Source organism: Massilia frigida, from assembly GCF_011682175.1.
In the GTDB taxonomy this organism is placed as follows: Bacteria; Pseudomonadota; Gammaproteobacteria; order Burkholderiales; family Burkholderiaceae_D; genus Telluria_A; species Telluria_A frigida.
Genome location: NZ_WHJG01000001.1, coordinates 280,825 through 298,690, shown reverse-complemented (window position 1 = coordinate 298,690; position 17,866 = coordinate 280,825). Strand labels below are relative to the sequence as shown.

14 protein-coding genes are annotated in these 17,866 nt (G+C 61.9%); 12 read left to right on the top strand and 2 right to left on the bottom strand.

From position 1 onward, the window contains the following. Positions 1-228: 228 nt before the first annotated feature. A complete protein-coding gene (locus F2P44_RS01370; protein WP_167084321.1) occupies positions 229-582 on the top strand; it encodes an energy transducer TonB in 354 nt (117 codons plus the stop codon). A gap of 53 nt (positions 583-635) precedes the next feature. Here F2P44_RS01370 and F2P44_RS01365 read toward each other — a convergent pair whose 3' ends face one another. Beyond that, the gene (locus F2P44_RS01365) at positions 636-3,077 is read right to left on the bottom strand and encodes a TonB-dependent receptor (RefSeq protein ID WP_167084320.1); all 2,442 of its coding nucleotides are present in this window, start codon (positions 3,075-3,077) and stop codon (positions 636-638) included. Positions 3,078-3,368: 291 nt separating this feature from the next. Here F2P44_RS01365 and F2P44_RS01360 point away from each other — a divergent pair, with 291 nt between their 5' ends. The 11 genes from F2P44_RS01360 (at position 3,369) to F2P44_RS01310 (ending at position 14,472) form a co-directional block, all read left to right on the top strand. Then, entirely contained in the window at positions 3,369-4,406 is a 1,038-nt protein-coding gene (locus F2P44_RS01360; protein WP_167084318.1) for a LacI family DNA-binding transcriptional regulator, read from the top strand. A gap of 114 nt (positions 4,407-4,520) precedes the next feature. Further along, positions 4,521-6,866 (top strand): glycoside hydrolase family 65 protein, encoded by a 2,346-nt coding sequence (locus tag F2P44_RS01355; protein WP_370662619.1) that lies wholly within the window; start codon positions 4,521-4,523, stop codon positions 6,864-6,866. Beyond that, positions 6,863-7,507: a beta-phosphoglucomutase gene (gene pgmB, locus F2P44_RS01350; protein ID WP_167084316.1), complete on the top strand. Its 645-nt coding sequence runs from the start codon at positions 6,863-6,865 to the stop codon at positions 7,505-7,507. The genes F2P44_RS01355 and pgmB overlap by 4 nt, the downstream gene beginning before the upstream one ends. Positions 7,508-7,579: 72 nt before the next feature. Beyond that, on the top strand, positions 7,580-8,791 hold the full coding sequence (locus F2P44_RS01345; protein WP_187363200.1) for an MFS transporter: 1,212 nt from the start codon (positions 7,580-7,582) through the stop codon (positions 8,789-8,791). A gap of 51 nt (positions 8,792-8,842) precedes the next feature. Beyond that, the gene (locus F2P44_RS01340; RefSeq protein WP_167084311.1) at positions 8,843-9,853 is read left to right on the top strand and encodes a substrate-binding domain-containing protein; all 1,011 of its coding nucleotides are present in this window, start codon (positions 8,843-8,845) and stop codon (positions 9,851-9,853) included. A 237-nt stretch (positions 9,854-10,090) separates the two neighbouring features. Continuing rightward, complete coding sequence (locus F2P44_RS01335) at positions 10,091-11,425, top strand: reverse transcriptase family protein (protein WP_167084309.1); 1,335 nt, start codon at positions 10,091-10,093, stop codon at positions 11,423-11,425. A gap of 80 nt (positions 11,426-11,505) precedes the next feature. Next, entirely contained in the window at positions 11,506-12,039 is a 534-nt protein-coding gene (locus F2P44_RS01330) for a hypothetical protein (RefSeq protein WP_167084307.1), read from the top strand. Between the two features lie 37 nt (positions 12,040-12,076). Next, the gene (locus F2P44_RS01325; RefSeq protein ID WP_167084305.1) at positions 12,077-12,628 is read left to right on the top strand and encodes a hypothetical protein; all 552 of its coding nucleotides are present in this window, start codon (positions 12,077-12,079) and stop codon (positions 12,626-12,628) included. A gap of 89 nt (positions 12,629-12,717) precedes the next feature. Continuing rightward, the gene (locus tag F2P44_RS01320; protein ID WP_167084303.1) at positions 12,718-13,266 is read left to right on the top strand and encodes a hypothetical protein; all 549 of its coding nucleotides are present in this window, start codon (positions 12,718-12,720) and stop codon (positions 13,264-13,266) included. 17 nt (positions 13,267-13,283) lie between these two features. Further along, on the top strand, positions 13,284-13,727 hold the full coding sequence (locus F2P44_RS01315) for an ATP-binding protein (RefSeq protein ID WP_167084302.1): 444 nt from the start codon (positions 13,284-13,286) through the stop codon (positions 13,725-13,727). Beyond that, positions 13,717-14,472 carry a tRNA(His) guanylyltransferase Thg1 family protein gene (locus F2P44_RS01310; RefSeq protein WP_167084300.1) on the top strand — a complete coding sequence of 252 codons (756 nt, stop codon included), beginning with the start codon at positions 13,717-13,719 and terminating at the stop codon, positions 14,470-14,472. Before F2P44_RS01315 ends, F2P44_RS01310 begins: the two co-directional genes overlap by 11 nt. Before the next feature lie 41 nt (positions 14,473-14,513). Here the strand turns inward: F2P44_RS01310 and icmF are convergent, their stop codons facing one another. Further along, positions 14,514-17,801, bottom strand: a complete 3,288-nt coding sequence (gene icmF, locus F2P44_RS01305; RefSeq protein ID WP_167084298.1) for a fused isobutyryl-CoA mutase/GTPase IcmF — start codon at positions 17,799-17,801, stop codon at positions 14,514-14,516. Positions 17,802-17,866: the final 65 nt, after the last annotated feature.

Here is a 17,866-nt window from a genome sequence, read left to right as displayed (position 1 = left end):
TTGGTTCATATGCACCAACATAGGTCTTTCATCACTGTTATCCAGTTTGTGAATGCAATATGTTGGTGCATGGCAATAAGTTATGCGCATCTGGCATATCCGGCATGGAGATAATAAATGGAGAAAATATGCTGCGGCGCAGTATATTTTGAACTGTCAGCTGGCTACGCAGCAGACGATTCGAGCGCCAGAAGCGCCGAATTTATCCCTTATCCCTCTGGAGGGTGTATGTTTGCCACTACCCGTTTTGCCACCGTACTATCCGCGACCTTACTGTGCCTGAGCGCGACCCAGGCCATGGCTGAAGACCGCCCGGCCCGCCTCGAAGTAGCCGGCTGCGAAAAACCTGAATTCCCGGTCCGCTGGCAGGATGACGGCGAAAGCGGCACCGTGACCATTGCTTACCTGGTCGATACGGATGGCAAAGTGGTGCAGTCGAAAGTGCTTGAGTCGAGCGGCGCGGTGCGCGTCGATCGTGCATCGGTCCGCGCTGGCGCCCGCTGCAAGTTTGAACCGGGTGCGAAAGACGGCCAGGCTGCGCTGGCATGGGCCAAGGTCAAGTATTCCTGGGTCGTCGAGTAAATGGGCCGTGGCCCCGGCGTGGACAGGCAATCTGTCCACGCCTGCCATCGGTTTTAGAACCGGTACAGTAACGACGCCTCCACCGCGCGCCCGAAAATCGGCCGTGCATTGATCGGACCGCTGCTCTGCGCCCCGGTCAGGCGAGAATTTCCCTCTGTCAGCCCCAGTTCATTGCTCAGGTTCGTGCCCGCGAGCCGGAATTCCCAATGCGCGCCCATTGATGCCAGGATGCCGGCGTCCACCGTTTTATACGACGGCAAATAAGACAGATTGGCCTGGTCGGCCCAGCGGCTGCCCACATGCGCGTAGGTCCCGTATAGCTTGAGCGAATTGTCGCCCATCGGAATCCGGTAGCTTGGCGACAGGCGGAACTGCATCTTCGGCTGGCGCTGCACCAGCTTGCCGGAAATCGCCGGATTGTCGCGGTATTTGGATTCCTGATAATTGCCCATCAAGCTCACCTGCAGGTTTTTCACCGGCCGCACGGCCAGTTCGAACTCCACGCCATGCCCGCGCGAACCGCTCACCGAGTTGAGCACCGCATCGGTCGTGATCTGCTGGAACGAAATGCCGGTGAAGTCCGTGTAAAACCCGTTGATGTATGCGCTGTACATGGCGCCCACGGTCTTGAAACCGACTTCGTACTGCGTCACTTTCGGGGTCGGCACGCCCTTGCGGTCGTTCAGCGCCGCCTGGGTGCCGGCGTTGCGCATATCGTCGAAATAGATGAAGGTGTGGCCGGTATTGGCGCGCGCAAATACGCTCATATCCTTGGACAACTTGTAGATGCCGCCCACCGTGAAGGAGTTGACGCTGTCGTCGCGGCTGAGCTGGGTGTTGGTGCCGGTCGCAACCGAGGTGCCGTTGTTGTACACCGTTAGCGGATTGGCGTCCGTGTCCATCGAGGTCAGGTTCGAGATCGTCGCTTTCAGGCTCTGCTTTTCGCGGCGCGCACCCACGTCCACCTTGATCTGCTCGTTCACTTTCCACTCATTGGCGACGAACAGGGCGGTATTGTTGCCCTTGTACGCGGCCAGCGGCGCATAAAACACATTGCCGTCCACCCCGTTGCGCGACACGATGGTGCCGTTACTCAGTTGTACATTGATCAGGCTAGCGTTGGGCGTGGCCGTCATCAGGTGGCTGTTGCCCAGATACCACTCGTCATTCGACTTGTAGCGCGCCACATAGGCGCCCACCGTGGTCGTATTGTTCTTGAGCAGCTCCTTGCTGATACGGAATTCGTTGGTGAAGGAGCTCAGTTTCTTCTCGACCGACCACAATCCGGCCTGCACCACTTGCTGATTGGGATCGACCGCGCCGCCTTTTACATAGCTGATGCTGCCCGAACCGGCCGCCGCGCCCGGATTGTGGGTCGCGTTGGCGTTGGCCAGGTAGGCCGCCGCCGTCAGCGGGTTATTCCCGGTGAACATCGAGATCGTGTTCAGGTCGCCGCTGAAGTAATTCGCCTTGTTCGACACGTCCCAGCCGCCCAGTTTTTGCTCGTACTCGGCACCGAACACGGTCGCGTCCATGCCGCGCCCGTCCGCCAGGTCGCGCGTGAGCGTCTTGCCGGGCGCCGCGTCGATGGTGAAGTGGCGCATTTCATTGCTCATCAAAGTGCCGGTGAGCGGATCGAAGCCGGGAAACTCCGTGATCGTGCGCCCGTTGTCGCTCGAAATCAGCGGCACGCCCGTGTAAAACGCATTCTTTTCCTTGGTGGTACGCACGTAGGCGGTCACTTCGCCTTCGTCGAGCCTGCGCGTGAGCGAGGCGGTCAGCTGCTTGCCATCGTCGGCCTTGAACTGGGGATCGCGCACGCCCTGGGTCTGGCGCGCGAAGCCGCCGATGGTCCCGTACCAGCCATCGGCAATCTTGCCGCCGACAAAGCCGTCGAGCCGGCGCAGCTTGCCGGTGCCGGTGGTGACGCGCAGGGTCGCTTCCGGCGTATCGTCGCCCTTCTTGAGAATGAAGTTCATCGTCGCGCCCGGCTGGCCGACCGAGTAAATCGTGCTCGGCCCGCCGCGCAGCACTTCGACCCGCGCCACCGTGTCGTCCAGGCGGAACGCGGACGATCCCTCGAAGAACGACAGCACCGGCACCGGATACAGCGGATTGCCGTTCATCTGCACCGACACGAAGGGCGAATCGCTACCGGACGGAAAGCCGCGCACTTCGATATTCGCGCCCGACTGGCCGCCGGTCGACTCCGCATACACGCCCGGCACGAGTTTGAGCACGTCGGCCGTGCTGCTGGGCGAGGCCGATTTGAGCTGTTCCTCGGTTGCCGTGGTGATCGAAAAACTGGTGTCGATCTTGCGCGTGCCGCGCGCCGAGGCGGTGCCGGTCACCACCACCTGCTGGATTTCGGTCGCCACCGCATCTGGTGCCGGCGCGGCAGGGGGCGCGGCCTGGCCGGCTGCCTGGGCCTGGTTCATCAGGGTCAGCACGGCCAGCGTGACTGAGGAAAGCAGGAAGTGCTTGTGACTGTTCATCGTTATGCTCGCTTTTTTATCGTGTGTTCTTGTTGAAATCCGTCTCCTGGACTGGCTGCGCATTCGCTTTCCGAGTGCCTGCCGCATGCGTGTCCACTTTCCTTTCCCCACCTTGCCGCACATCGGGCTCGTCTGCAATTTATTAGGATGGCAAGGAAAGACGAATCATTGAAACAAGAAATGATATCGATGTCAATCAAAATGTTATCGATGTCATTTTGTCTGTGGCATGCCGTAAACCTGTCATAATGCGGCGGTGTCGTTGTTTTCCTACCAAAATTGAGCGTTTCCATGGCCGCAAACAAGGCTGCAAGCAAGACTGCCGCGCCGGCAGCAAGCACGATCGCACCTCGCAAGAATGATGCCGCGCTGACGATGGAAGACCTCGCCAGCCTGGCGGGCGTTTCCACGATCACGGTATCGCGCGCGTTGCGCGACAGCCCGCTGGTGACGGAAAAGACGCGCGAAAAAATCCGCCGCATCGCCGACGAACAGGGCTACCGCCTGAACATCAGCGCGCGCAACCTGCGCATGCGGCGCAGCTATTCGGTCGCGGTGGTGGTCGAAATGACGCCCGTGAAGGGCCGTCCCATGTCGGACCCGTATCCGCTTGAACTGTTGGGCGGCATCACCCAGGAACTGACCACGGCCGGCTACAGCGTGGTGCTCACCTCCAAGCAGTTGATGGACACCGCCCCGGTGCAGGGCGCCGACGGTTTGATTTTGCTCGGCCAGGGCTCGCACGGCGAAGCGGTGCGCTTCCTGCAAAAAGCCGGCCTGCCGCTGGTGGTGTGGGGTGCGCCGGAAAGCGGCGCCATCGTGGTCGGCAGCGACAACCGCCGCGGCGGCGCCAGCGTGGCCGAACGCTTCCTCGCGCAAGGCCGGCGCAAGCTGGTGTTCCTCGGTGACGTCGACCACGCCGAAGTCCAGGAGCGCTGCGCCGGCTTCATCGACGCGCTGGGCGGGCAGGGCACGGTCCACATCATCCGCCCCAAGGCCTTCACCTTCGAGTCGGGCTTCGACAGCATGACCGCGCTGCTCAAGAAAAAAGGCCACGCGTTCGACGGCGTGTTTGCCGCCAGCGATTTGCTGGCCATGGGCGCGATCCGCGCGCTCACCGAACACCAGCTGCGCGTGCCGGACGACGTCTCGGTCATCGGCTACGACGATACGCCAGGCGCGGCCAGCTTCGTGCCGCCGCTGACCAGCGTGCACCAGTACCTGCGCGACGGCGGCGTGCTGCTCGCCAAAAAAATGCTGGCGCTGATGAACGGCGAGCAGGTCGAATCCGAAATGCTGCCGACTACCCTGATCGCGCGCCAGACCTGATTTTTCCAACAAAATCTAAATAAATTGACTTTCCAAACCGATTTGAAATAGACTCGGCTCGAATCCAAACCGGTTTGAAGTGAAAATTTCAAAAGACAGACAAAGGACAAACCCGTGCCGCACGCAAGTATCCCCCACGCTCTCCCGACCGATCCATGGTGCCTTCGCGAGACCGTCTTCGACCCCGCCACGCATTTTTTGAACGAGACCCTGTTCGCCCTCGGTAACGGCTACATCGGCCTGCGCGGCACGCCGGAAGAAGGCTACAGCGGCCCGGCCGGCACCTCGCTTGACGGTACTTACCTCAATGGCTTCTACGAGTCCGAACCGATCGTCTATCCGGAAGCCGCCTTCGCGCTGGCCAAGACCAACCAGTTCATGCTCAACGTGCCGAACGCGAAAGGCATCGAAGTCTGGCTCGGCGACGAACGCTTCGACCCGCTGCAAGGCACGCTCGATCGCTACGAGCGCGTGCTCGACTTTCGCACCGGCGTGTTGCGGCGCAGCCTGGAATGGACCTCCCCGAGCGGCAAGCGCCTTGGCCTCGTCACGCGGCGCGTGGTCTCGCTGGCCGACAAGCACCTGTTCGCGCTCGATGTCGAACTGACCGCGCTCAATTTCTCCGGCCAGGTACGCGTGGTCTCCGGCATTGACGGCGCTGTGCGCAACCAGGAAGCCGGCGACGATCCGCGCATCGGCTCCGCCGTGTCGGGGCCCGCGCTACGCCTGCTGGCGGTGGAGCAGGGCGCCACGGCGTCCAGCCTCACCCAGCGCACCCACAACAGCGGCTTCACCCTGGTGAGCGCCATCGACACCGCGGCTGCGGTGGCGGGCAGCGCGAGCCGCCAGGAGCTGGCGGCCAGCCACAGTTTTGTGTTCAACCTGGACGTGATGCTGCCGCAAAGCCTGACCAAGTACGGTGTCTATTTTTCGTCGCGCGACTATCCCGAGGCGGAACTGGCGGGCCTCGCCAGCGCCGCGCTGACCAAGGCCAAAGCCGACGGCTTCGATGCCCTGTGCGCGCGCCAGGGGGCGTACCTGGCCGACTTCTGGGACCGTGCCGACGTGGAGATCGCCGGCGACGACGCGCTCCAGCAAGGCATTCGCTTCAACCAGTTTCACCTGCTGCAATCGGTCGGCCGCGACGGCAAGACCAACATCGCGGCCAAGGGCGTGACCGGCGAAGGCTACGAAGGCCACTACTTCTGGGACACGGAGATCTACATCTTCCCGTTTTTCTTGTACAGCAAACCGGAAATCGCCAAACAACTGCTGGCTTACCGCTACGCCGGTCTTGACCAAGCCCGCGCCCGTGCGCGCCAGATGTCGCACGCCAAAGGCGCGCTCTACCCGTGGCGCACCATCGCTGGCGAAGAGTGCTCCGCCTATTTCCCGGCCGGGACCGCGCAGTACCACATCAACGCCGATATCGCCTACTCCATCAAGCTGTACCTGGACGCCACCGGCGACCTCGATTACATGGCGTCGGCCGGCGCCGAAATCGTGCTGGAGACCGCGCGCATCTGGATCGGGATCGGCAACTACGACCGCGCCGGGCGCTTCTGCATCAACGAAGTCACCGGTCCCGACGAATACACGGCGCTGGTCAACAACAACTACTACACCAATGCCATGGCGCAGATGCACTTGCGCTTCGCGGCGGAGATTGTCGACACCCTGCGCGGCGCGCGCCCGCACGACTTCGAGCGCATCGCGCAAGCCATCGGCCTTGACGACGCCGAACCAGCCGCCTGGCGCCGCGCCGCCGGCCGCATGGCGCTGCCCTACGACGCCGCCCTCGGCATCCACGAGCAGGACGACAGCTTCCTTGGCAAAAAGCCGTGGGACTTCGCCGCCACGCCAAAAGAAAACTATCCGCTGCTACTGAACTACCACCCACTGGTGATCTACCGCCACCAGGTGTGCAAGCAGGCCGACGTGGTGCTGGCGCTGCTGCTGCTGTCCGACCAGTTCACGCAAGACGACAAGAAGCGCGACTTTGACTATTACGAAGCCGTGACCACGCATGATTCGTCACTGTCGTCCTGCATCTTCAGCATCATCGCCTCGGAAGTGGGCTACCACGACAAGGCTTACGATTACTTCATGGAGACCGCGCGCCTGGATCTGGACGACACGCACGGGAACACCCACTACGGCGTGCACACGGCGGCCATGGCGGGCACCTGGATGGGCGTGGCCTACGGCTTTGCCGGCATGCGCGTGACCGACGGCGCGCTGCGCTTTGCGCCCACCCTGCCGGCGCGCTGGCAGCACTACCAGTTCCAGATCCACATCCACGGCGCGCTGCTGCAAGTACGCATCGACGCCACCCACGCGCGCTACACCCTGCTGCAAGGCGAGGCGCTCGGACTGACCCACTGCGGCGAGCGCGTTGCGCTCACCCGCGCCGCGCCATCGGTATCGGTCGCGCGTGCACTTCAGGAGGAAAAGGCATGAGCAGGTTCAAGGCAGTGATTTTCGATCTCGATGGCGTCATCACCGACACCGCGCATTATCATTACCTGGCGTGGAAACGGCTGGCCGAATCGGAAGGCGTGCATTTCGACGAAACGTTCAACGAACAGCTGAAAGGCATCGACCGCATGGGGTCCCTGAACCTGATCCTGGCCGGTGCGTCGCGCAGCTACAGCGACGAACAAAAGCTGGCGCTGGCCGACGCCAAGAACCGCCACTACCAGGAGCTGATCGCCACCATGTCAGCGGCCGATCTGCTGCCCGGCGCGGTCGATGCGCTGGCGGCGGTGCGCGCGGCGGGCCTGCGCATCGGCCTCGCATCGGTCAGTAAAAATGCGTTCACGGTGCTCGAACGCCTCGGCATCCGCGAGCGCTTCGATTACGTGGTGGATGCCGCGCTGATCGCCAACAGCAAGCCGCACCCGGAGATTTTTTTGACGGCTGCGCGCGAACTGGGCGTGGCGCCAACGGACTGCCTTGGCGTGGAAGACGCGGTGGCCGGCGTGGCATCGATCAAGAGCGCCGGCATGTGGGCACTGGGCATCGGCAGCCCGGACGTGCTCACGCAGGCCGACCGCGTCATCCCGGCACTGGACCGCTTCAAGCTGGAGGATTACCAGTAAGCGTCCAGCAGGTCCGTCGTGGAACACAGAATAAAAAAATACAATGGAGACAGCGTGAAAAACCAACGCATCATGTTAGCCCTTTTTCTGATTTACTTCGTCTTTGCGATCCTGCTTAACAGCGTCGGCACGGTCATCCTCCAGGTCATCGGCAACTACGGCGTGAGCAAATCGAGCGCCAGCATCCTGGAAGCGTTCAAGGACTTGCCGATCGCGGTCGTGTCGTTCCTGGTGGCGTCCTTCCTGCCCCGCATCGGCTACAAGAACGCCATGCTCGCAGCCCTGGCGCTGGTCACCGCCGCCAGCATCGCCATGCCGCTGGTACCCGCCTTCTGGACCGCCAAGCTGCTGTTCCTGTGCGTGGGCGTGGCGTTCGCGCTGGTCAAGGTGTCGGTGTATTCGACCCTGGGCCTGATCGCGCGCGACCGCCGCCACCACGCCGGCATCATGAATACCCTGGAAGGCGTGTTCATGGTCGGCGTGTTGAGCGCGTACTGGATCTTCGGCTACTTCATCGATTCGTCCGACCCTGCTTCGCGCAGCTGGCTGCAGGTGTACTGGGTGCTGGCCGCGCTGTGTGCTGTCACGTTCGTGCTGGTGCTGTCCACCACGTTCGAGGAAGGCAGCGCGCAGCTGCCCGCGGGGCGCAGCCGCTGGGACGACTTTACCGCCATGCTCAAGCTGTTTTTCAAGCCGCTGGTATGCGTGTTCGTCATGACCGCCTTCCTGTACGTGCTGATCGAACAAAGCGTGGGCACCTGGCTGCCGACCTTCAACAATGAAATCCTCAAGCTGCCGGCAGCCATGAGCGTGCAGGTGACCAGCATCTTCGCCGCCTGCCTCGCCATCGGGCGCCTGTCCGCCGGTGTTGTGATGCGCAAGATGAACTGGTACCCGGTGATGAACATCTGCGTGATCGGCATGGCCGCCATGGTGCTGCTGGCGCTCCCGCTCACGCACGACGTGGTGGCCGACCCCAACATCACCTGGTCCAGCGCGCCGCTGGCGACCTTCCTGTTCCCGCTGATTGGCCTGTTCATGGCGCCGATTTACCCGGGCATCAATTCGGTCATGCTCAGTTCCCTGCCGCCGCACCAGCACTCGTCGATGACCGGGCTGCTGGTGATTTTTTCGGCGCTGGGCGGCACCACCGGCTCTTTCATCACCGGCTACGTGTTCGGCAATTTCAGCGGCCACTTCGCGTTCTACCTGACGCTGGTGCCAATCACGCTGGTGCTGATCACCTTGTACTTCTTTAAACGGCAGGTCGATCGTGCCGCGTGACCCTGTTGCTATAATCGCAGTCTTTACGACATCGCCCAACGAAGTTCGACCATGAATCTCAAGAGCCTGGCCCGTACGCTCGGGATTTCAAAGACCACCGTCAGCCGTGCCCTGAACGGCTACCCCGAAGTCAATGTGCACACGCGCGAGCGCGTGCTGGCCGCCGCCAAGGAAGCCGGCTACGAAGCCAATCCGATGGCGCGCAGCCTGGCGGTGGGGCGCACCAATGTCTTCGGCATCATCTATCCGCTGCTGCCGAGCGACCTGGGTGACCCGATGTTTTTGGGCGTGGTGGGCGGCATGTCGGCCGCGCTTGAAAAGAGCAAGATGAACCTGATCATCGCGCCGGTGTCGCCGCAAAACGAACTGCCGTCGTACGAGCAGATGGTGCGCGGGCGCCGCGTCGATGGCCTGGTGGTCAGCCGCACGCTGGTCCACGACGAGCGCATTGCCTATCTGGTGAAGAAGGGTTTTCCGTTCGTGGCGCACGGCCGCACGGAACTCAAGCAGCCATACGCCTGGTTCGACTACGACAACGAGGCCGGCATCGGGCTGGCGTGCGCGCACCTGATTGAACATGGCCACAGCCGCATCGCGCTGGTGAGCGCGCCGCTCGAACTCAATTTCGCGTGCCAGCGCAAGAACAGCTTCATCGCCTGCATGCAGGCGGCGGGACTGGCCGTCGATCCGCGTCACCTGGTCGACAATACGCTCGACCGCCGCACCGGTTATCAGGCCATGCAGGAGCTGCTGGCCCGCTCGCCGCGCCCGACCGCCGTCATCGTCGACAATCACCTCTCCGGCGTGGGCGCGGTGCGCGCGCTGCTTGATGCCGGCATCGAGATCGGCAAGGACATGTCCGTCATCGTCTGGGGCAGCATCGAGGACAGTCTGGTGGGATCGAACGTCACCACCATCGACCAGCCGGGCCCCAACGAGGCCGGCGCCAAGATGACCGAAATGCTGTCGGCGCTGGTGGCGGGCATGCCGCCGGCGCAGTTGCAGGTCTTGTGGCAGCCGGTGCTGCTGCCCGGTGCCACTGTCGGGCGCTGCATCGGCTGATAGCGGTGCGGCAGCCGCATTGACGTTCATGCAAAATTGTCTTACTCTCTACGCGGGCGGATCCTTCAAGCCGGCGTGTTCTTGCCTCGTGCAGGGACAAGCCTCTACGGGGCTACCCCGTGGGATATTCATTGCTGTGCAATTCACCGCATGAGTGCCGGTGCGCTGACGCGCACCACAACTCAAGCTTCACCAGACTGGTTGAAGGCTCTCCGCCCCCCTTAAAGCTGACAACCCATGATTCCCAAAGACGCCGTCGCCCTGGCGCTCGCCGACACCATGCTGGCGCGCGACGCAACCCTCGCCGGCTTGATCGCCAGCGCGACGTGGGCGTTGGGCCATCCGTGGCCATGGATACCGGCGCTGTGCGAGCAAATCCACGCGCGCACCGCCGAACACTTTTACTATTTCAGCCGCGATGAACTGGCGCAGATCATTTTTGAGCTGGAGGAGTTTCACGAGGCGTGGGAGGGCGAGGGACCGGCGCCGCACATCAAGCATTACTGCCTCGACCTGCCGCTGGTCCCGCCGCCCCCCGACTGGCTGGCCGTGCTCGCGCTGCCGCCGCTGCCCTCCGTGGGCGACCTGGCGCACTGGCTGCGGCTGCGCCCCGACGAACTTGGGTGGTTCGCCGACCAGTGGCGCCGCGAACCCATGCCGGACGCGCAACTGGAGCACTACCACTACCGCTGGGTGCCCAAGCGCAGCGGCGGCGTGCGTCTGATCGAAATCCCCAAGCCGCGCCTGCGCGCCATGCAGGCCACCATCTTGCGCGAACTGCTCGACCGCGTGCCTGCGCATCCCGCCGCACATGGCTTCCGGCGCGGGCATTCCTGCGTCACCCATGCGGCCCTGCACAGCGGACAGCGGGTGGTGATCCGCATGGACCTCAAGGATTTTTTCTCCAGCATTCCGGCCTCGCGCATTCATGCGCTGTTTGCGAAGCTGGGGTATTCCCAGACCGTGGCGCGCGTGCTGGCGCGCCTGTGCGTCAACCGCGTGCCGGCCGGCGTGCTGCGCACACCCGCCGGCGACGACGCACTCACCTGGACCCGGCGCCAGGCACTGCGCGCGCCGCACCTGCCGCAAGGTTCGCCCTGTTCGCCGGCACTGGCCAACGCCTGCGCCTGGCGGCTCGATGTGCGCCTCGACGCCCTGGCGCAATCGCTCGGCGCGCGCTACAGCCGCTACGCGGACGATCTGGTATTCTCCGGCGCGCGCGAACTGGAACGCGCCATGGAGAGTTTCCACGCGCAAGTGGGCGCCATCGCCATCGAAGAAGGCTTTGCCATCAACACGCGCAAGACGCGCCTGATGCGCGCCGGGACCCGTCAACAGGTCACCGGCATCGTCGTCAACCGCCATCCCAACATCGCGCGTACCGAATTCGATCTGCTCAAGGCCACGCTAACCAACTGCGCCCGCCACGGGCCGCAGGCGCAGAACCGCGACCATCGCCCTGACTTTCGCGCTTACCTCGCGGGCAAGGTCGCTTATGTGACAATGGTCAATCCCCAGCGCGGACAGCGTCTGCAGCGCCTGTTCGAGGCCATCGCCTGGCCGCCCGGATAACAACAGCGGCAAGCAAAATAGTTTCCTATAGTCACTTGGCCTGACTAAAATTGCATTCTCAACCGTTCCCGGAGTGCGTAGTGACACCGATGTCCCCCAACCCGTATGCTGCGCCGAAGGCTTCCTTCAATGACGGCGTGGCGACCAACCGATGCTGGCGCGATGGCGGCATCCTGGTCGCGTCCAGACGCGAGCACCTGCCGCCGCGCTGCGTCAAGTGCAACAAGTCGGCGATCATGGACAAGCCGCGTTCCTTTTCCTGGCATCATCCAGGCTGGTATCTGCTGATTCCGATACTGGTGTACATCACGGCCAGCATGTTTGTCCGAAAAAGGGCGACCCTCGTGATTGGCCTGTGCGACGAACACCGCCGCCGCCGCCGCAATGTGTCGCTGGCCGCGTATGGCCTTTTCGCGCTCGGCATCGTCGCGCTGTTCAACGCGACCGGGAGCGTCAATCCTTTGCTGGGATGGCTTGCTTGCCTGCTCATGCTGGGCGGCCTCTTGCTTGCCATCGGCGGTCAGCGTACCTTGCGTGTGGTCAGCATCACCCAGCACGAAATCCGCTTGAAAGGCTGCGGCCCCGCCTTTCTCGACTCGCTTCCCGAACGCTGAGTTCACATTGCCTCCTCAACGATTCTCCGAGAACGTCGTGACACCGATCCTTTCCAACCCCTACGAAGCGCCAAAAGCATCTTTCGAGCCCATCTTCAGCGCACAAAACCCGCTTGAAGAAGGACCATGCTGGCGTGAGGGAAACATCCTGATCGCTTCCGTGCCCGCCCATTTGCCGCCGCGCTGTGTCAAGTGCAACAAGCCGGCCACGATGGACAGTCCGCGCGCCTTTATGTGGCACCATCCCGGCTGGTATGCCTTGATTCCACTAGTTGTATATATGGTGGTGTGCCTTTTCGTTAGGAAAAGGGCGGTCGTTGTGTTGGGCCTGTGCGATGAGCATCGCCGCCGGCGCCGCAATAGTTCCGTTGGCGCGCATGTCCTCGGCGCGCTCGGCATGATCGCTTTGTTTGGCGCTTTTGGACTGAGCAAGCTCTGGCTGGCATTCCCCGCAGGTGTGTTGCTGTTGATTAGCACCGTGCTTGCTGTTACCGGCCCACGCCTGCTGCAACCGGTGCGCATTACGGAGCATGAAATCCGCTTGAAAGGATGCGGTTCAGCCTTTCTGGATTCGCTACCGGAGTACTGACGCAGCAAGAGGACTATCGATTTTTATAGGCAGCAAGTTCAAGCTTCGCTGGTATATTTCTCGAGTAATATCGCAAGTTGAAGCGTTGCATGAAAGCTGCTGTGAAAGAGACTTCCCCAACCCCTTACGCTTTGCCGCAAGTGGAGGCTCCAATGAGCCCGGCAACGGGCTGTTGGCGCGATGGCAATCTGCTTGTCGTCCCTGCCGGTGCATCTTTGCCTGCGCGCTGCGTCAAGTGCAATGCGTCAGCGCAGATGGGCAAGCCACAAAGGTTTTCCTGCCACGATCCTACATGGGACCCATTGATATCGATCAACTTCATTGTGCATATCGTAATGGCCGCTGCGTTGCAAGAGTCCACCAAGGTGGCCATTGGCCTGTGTGACCGTCATCGGCGCCGGCGCCTTTGCATTAATCATATCTCGCTTGCCATTCTTGGGCTCGGCATCGCAACGCTGGTTGCCGCGGTTATCGAGGAAAGCCTGCTGATCGGTTCGATGGCTGGTCTTTTTTGGCTGGTCGCCGCCATTGTCGGCAGCTTCGCCAGGCATGTACTAACTGCGGTGCACGTCAGCAGATCCGAAGCACGGCTGAAAGGGGCTGGCGCCGCCTTCCTCGATTCGCTGCCAACGCGCTGAAACATGAAAGAGAACAATTGGAAGCCATCATTTTTGTCGGACTGCAAGCCAGCGGCAAGTCGACCTTTTACAAAAACAACTATTTCAACACGCATCTGCGTATCAGCAACGACCTGCTGAAAACCAAATACCGCGAGAAAAAGCTGGTTGAAATTTGCCTCGAAACCGGCATGCCCTTCGTGGTCGACAACACCAATCCCACCCGGGACGTGCGTGCGAAGTACATCGATGTTCTCAAGGGCAGCAAGTTCAGGATCATCTGCGTCTACTTCCGGATTGACCTGGAGCGCTCGCTCGCCTGGAACCGTGGCCGCAGCGGCGCCGCCCTGATTCCGGACGTCGGCATTTTCGACACGCACAAGAGAATCGAACTTCCCACCATGGGGGAGGGCTTCGACGAGATACACTACGTCGATATCATTGACGACCAATTCATTGTAAAGGCGTGGCATGAAATTTGACGAACTTGACGCGATGATGCGCGTCTACGAGACCGCCAACGACCGCTGCGTGGAGCAGGGCGTGTACATGGTGGCGCGCATCGATGGCCGCAGCTTTACCAAGCTGACCAAGGAGAAGGTCAGCTTCAATGCGCCGTTCGACGTGCGATTCCGCGAACTGATGGCCGACACCACGCGGCACTTGATGAACTGCGGTTTCAAGGTGACATACGGTTACAGCGAAAGCGATGAAATTTCGCTGTTGTTCGACCTGGACATCAATGCTTACGGGCGAAAGGTGCGCAAGTACAACTCGATCCTGGCCGGTGAGGCATCGGCCAAATTCAGCCTGATGCTGGGCGAGCTGGCGGCCTTCGATTGCCGGATTTGCGAGCTGCCGGACCGCAAGACCGTTGTCGATTATTTCCGTTGGCGTAATGAAGACGCGCACAGGAATGGCTTGAACGCGCACTGCTACTGGATGCTGAGGAAAGAGGGCGTGGCGAAGGGCGCTGCGGCGGCGCAGATCGAGGGCCGCACCCTTGAGGACAAAGTGGCGCTGCTGGCCAGCCGTGGCATCGATTTCTACACGCTGCCAAAGTGGCAGTTGCGCGGGACCGCGTTTTACTGGGTGGACGACGAGAAGCGCGGATACAACCCGAAAGAACAGCGTGAGGTGGTGTCGAGCAAGCGCGCGATCAAAACGGATATTTATTTGCCAGAAGGCGAAGCATACGCTCAATTGGTCCGAGGTATGCTTCCCTGATGACTTGGGCCGTTCCTGCCGATGGCAGAAACGACCCAGGCTTACATATTCCTTCTGTACTGCCCACCCACCTCGAACAGCGCCGTCGTAATCTGCCCCAGCGAGCAAACCCGCACCGCTTCCATCAGCTTCTCGAACACGTTCGCATTGTCGATGGCTGCCTGCTGCAATGCCGCCAGCACCTGTGGCGCCTGCTCGGCGTTGCGGCGATGGAAGTCGTCCAGGCGCGTCAACTGCGACTGCTTTTCCTCGTCCGTCGACCGCGCCAGTTCGATCTTTTGCGGCGTGTCGTTCGCCTTCGGATTACGGAAGGTGTTCACGCCGATGATCGGTAGCGTGCCGTCATGCTTCTGGTGCTCGTACAGCATCGACTCTTCCTGGATCTTGCCGCGCTGGTAGCCGGTTTCCATGGCACCCAACACGCCGCCACGTTCGGCGATGCGTTCGAACTCCTGCAGCACCGCTTCCTCGACCAGGTCAGTCAGTTCCTCGATGATGAACGAACCCTGGTTCGGATTCTCGTTCTTGGCCAGGCCCCATTCGCGGTTGATGATCAGCTGGATCGCCAGCGCGCGCCGTACCGATTCGTCGGTCGGCGTGGTGATCGCCTCGTCGTACGCGTTGGTGTGCAGGCTGTTGCAGTTGTCGTAGATCGCGATCAGCGCCTGCAAGGTGGTGCGGATATCGTTGAAGTCGATTTCCTGCGCGTGCAGCGAGCGGCCCGAGGTCTGGATGTGGTACTTGAGTTTCTGGCTGCGGTCATTGGCGCCGTACTTGTCGCGCATCGCCACCGCCCACAGGCGGCGCGCCACGCGGCCGAGCACCGTGTATTCCGGGTCCATGCCGTTACTGAAGAAGAACGACAGGTTCGGCGCAAAATCGTCGATGTGCATGCCGCGTGCCAGGTACGCTTCCACGAACGTGAAGCCGTTCGAGAGCGTAAACGCCAGCTGCGAAATCGGGTTCGCGCCCGCTTCGGCGATGTGGTAGCCCGAGATCGACACCGAGTAGAAATTGCGCACCTGGTGATGCACGAAATACTCCTGGATGTCGCCCATGACTTTCAGCGAAAACTCGGTCGAGAAGATGCAGGTGTTCTGGCCCTGGTCTTCCTTGAGAATGTCGGCCTGCACCGTGCCGCGCACGTTCTGCAGCACCCAGGCGCGGATTTTTGCGGCTTCGTCATCGGTCGGCTGGCGCTTGTTCTCGACCACGAACTTGTCGATCTGCTGGTCGATGGCGGTGTTCATGAACATCGCCAGGATGGTCGGTGCCGGGCCGTTGATCGTCATCGATACCGAGGTGCTCGGGCTGCACAGGTTAAAGCCGTCGTACAGCACCTTCATGTCGTCCAGCGTGGCGATGGACACGCCCGAGTTGCCGACCTTGCCGTAAATGTCTGGACGCAGCGCCGGATCGGCGCCGTACAGGGTCACCGAGTCGAACGCAGTCGACAGGCGCTTGGCGTCCATGCCTTCCGATACCAGCTTGAAGCGGCGGTTGGTGCGGAACGAATCGCCTTCGCCAGCGAACATGCGGGTCGGGTCTTCGCCCTCGCGCTTGAACGCGAACACGCCGGCCGTGAACGGGAACGAACCCGGCACGTTTTCCAGCATCAGGAAGCGCAGCACTTCGCCGTGGTCTTCATAGCGCGGCAGCGCCACCTTGCGGATCTTGGTGCCGGACAGGGTATGTTGAATGAGACGCGTGCGGATTTCCTTGTCGCGGATCTTGACCACGTAGTCGTCGCCCGCGTACGCGGCTTGCATCTCGGGCCACATCGCCAGCAGCTTCTTGGCGGTGGCGTCGAGGGCGTTGTCGCGCTCCGTAATCAGCTCGTCGAAATCGGCGCTCTTCGATGCCAGCGCCAGCATCCGTTTGGCTTCCGTCAGTTGCTGGCGCTCGCGTGCCAGTTTGACCTGCTTCGATGCGTTCTTGTGGTAGCCGCGCACGGTGTCGGAGATTTCGGCGAGGTAGCGCGCGCGTGCCGGCGGCACGATCACGTGCTTGCCGCTCGAATGGCGGATGTCGGTCTGTGGCAGCTTGCCCGGCGTGATATGCAGGCCGAATTCGCCCAGTTTCGGCAGCAGGCCGTGGTATAGCGCGGTCACGCCATCGTCATTGAAGCGCGACGCCTGGGTGCCGTACACCGGCATTTCTTCCGGACGCTTGCTCCACATTTCGCGGTTGCGCTGGTACTGCTTGGCGACGTCGCGCAGGGCGTCGAGCGAGCCTTTGCGGTCGAATTTGTTAATCGCGATGAAGTCGGCAAAGTCCAGCATGTCGATTTTTTCGAGCTGCGACGCGGCGCCGAATTCCGGCGTCATCACGTACATCGACACGTCCACGTGCGGCACGATGGCGGCGTCGCCCTGGCCGATGCCGGACGTTTCGACGATCACCAGGTCAAAACCGGCCACCTTGCAGGCGGCGATCACGTCGGGCAGGGCCTGCGAGATTTCGGAACCGGCTTCGCGCGTGGCCAGGGAGCGCATGAACACACGTGCCTGGCCGTTCCAAGGATTGATCGCGTTCATGCGAATGCGGTCGCCCAGCAGCGCGCCGCCCGATTTGCGGCGCGACGGGTCGATCGAGATGATCGCGATGTTCAGCGCATCGTTCTGGTCGAGGCGGATGCGGCGGATCAGTTCATCGGTCAGCGACGATTTGCCGGCGCCGCCGGTGCCGGTGATGCCCAGTGTCGGCACGTGCAGGCCTTCGGCCGCGTCGACGATAGCCTTGCGCAGTTCGGGCGTGGCCTTCTCGTTTTCGAGTGCGGTGATCAGCTGCGCCAACGGGCGGTGGCGCGACGCCACGTCGCCCTGCTGCAGGGGCGCCAGCGTGGTCGGGGAATAGGTGGACAGGTCGATGTCGCAGGTCTGGATCATCGACTGGATCATGCCGACTAAACCCATGCGCTGGCCGTCTTCCGGGCTGAAGATGCGGGTCACGCCATAGGCATGCAGGTCCGCGATTTCGTCGGGGACGATCACGCCGCCGCCGCCGCCGAACACCTTGATGTGGGCGCCGCCGCGTTCCTTGAGCAGGTCGATCATGTACTTGAAGTATTCGACGTGGCCACCCTGGTAGCTGGAGATGGCAATGCCTTGCACATCTTCGGCCAGCGCCGCGGTGACGACTTCGTCGACCGAGCGGTTGTGGCCCAGGTGGACTACTTCGACGCCGTTCGATTGCAGGATGCGGCGCATGATGTTGATCGATGCGTCGTGGCCGTCGAACAGCGAGGCGGCGGTGACGAAGCGGACTTTGTTGGCCAGTTTCGGCTGTTCGGGGAGATTCAGTTTGGCGGCGGGAGTCAGGTCGTTCATGATGATCCTTGCGATATCGTTCTTGTAAGGTATATGACGTTTACGTAAACGTCAAGCGACTCCCG

Excerpts from the sequence above, each read along its gene's own strand:
- F2P44_RS01320 (WP_167084303.1), top strand. The coding sequence starts at position 12,718 with ATGAAAGCTGCTGTGAAAGAGACTTCCCCAACCCCTTACGCTTTGCCG.
- icmF (WP_167084298.1), bottom strand. The coding sequence starts at position 17,801 with ATGAACGACCTGACTCCCGCCGCCAAACTGAATCTCCCCGAACAGCCG.
- F2P44_RS01370 (WP_167084321.1), top strand. The coding sequence starts at position 229 with ATGTTTGCCACTACCCGTTTTGCCACCGTACTATCCGCGACCTTACTG.
- pgmB (WP_167084316.1), top strand. The coding sequence starts at position 6,863 with ATGAGCAGGTTCAAGGCAGTGATTTTCGATCTCGATGGCGTCATCACC.
- F2P44_RS01340 (WP_167084311.1), top strand. The coding sequence starts at position 8,843 with ATGAATCTCAAGAGCCTGGCCCGTACGCTCGGGATTTCAAAGACCACC.
- F2P44_RS01365 (WP_167084320.1), bottom strand. The coding sequence starts at position 3,077 with ATGAACAGTCACAAGCACTTCCTGCTTTCCTCAGTCACGCTGGCCGTG.
- F2P44_RS01310 (WP_167084300.1), top strand. The coding sequence starts at position 13,717 with ATGAAATTTGACGAACTTGACGCGATGATGCGCGTCTACGAGACCGCC.
- F2P44_RS01335 (WP_167084309.1), top strand. The coding sequence starts at position 10,091 with ATGATTCCCAAAGACGCCGTCGCCCTGGCGCTCGCCGACACCATGCTG.
- F2P44_RS01345 (WP_187363200.1), top strand. The coding sequence starts at position 7,580 with ATGTTAGCCCTTTTTCTGATTTACTTCGTCTTTGCGATCCTGCTTAAC.
- F2P44_RS01360 (WP_167084318.1), top strand. The coding sequence starts at position 3,369 with ATGGCCGCAAACAAGGCTGCAAGCAAGACTGCCGCGCCGGCAGCAAGC.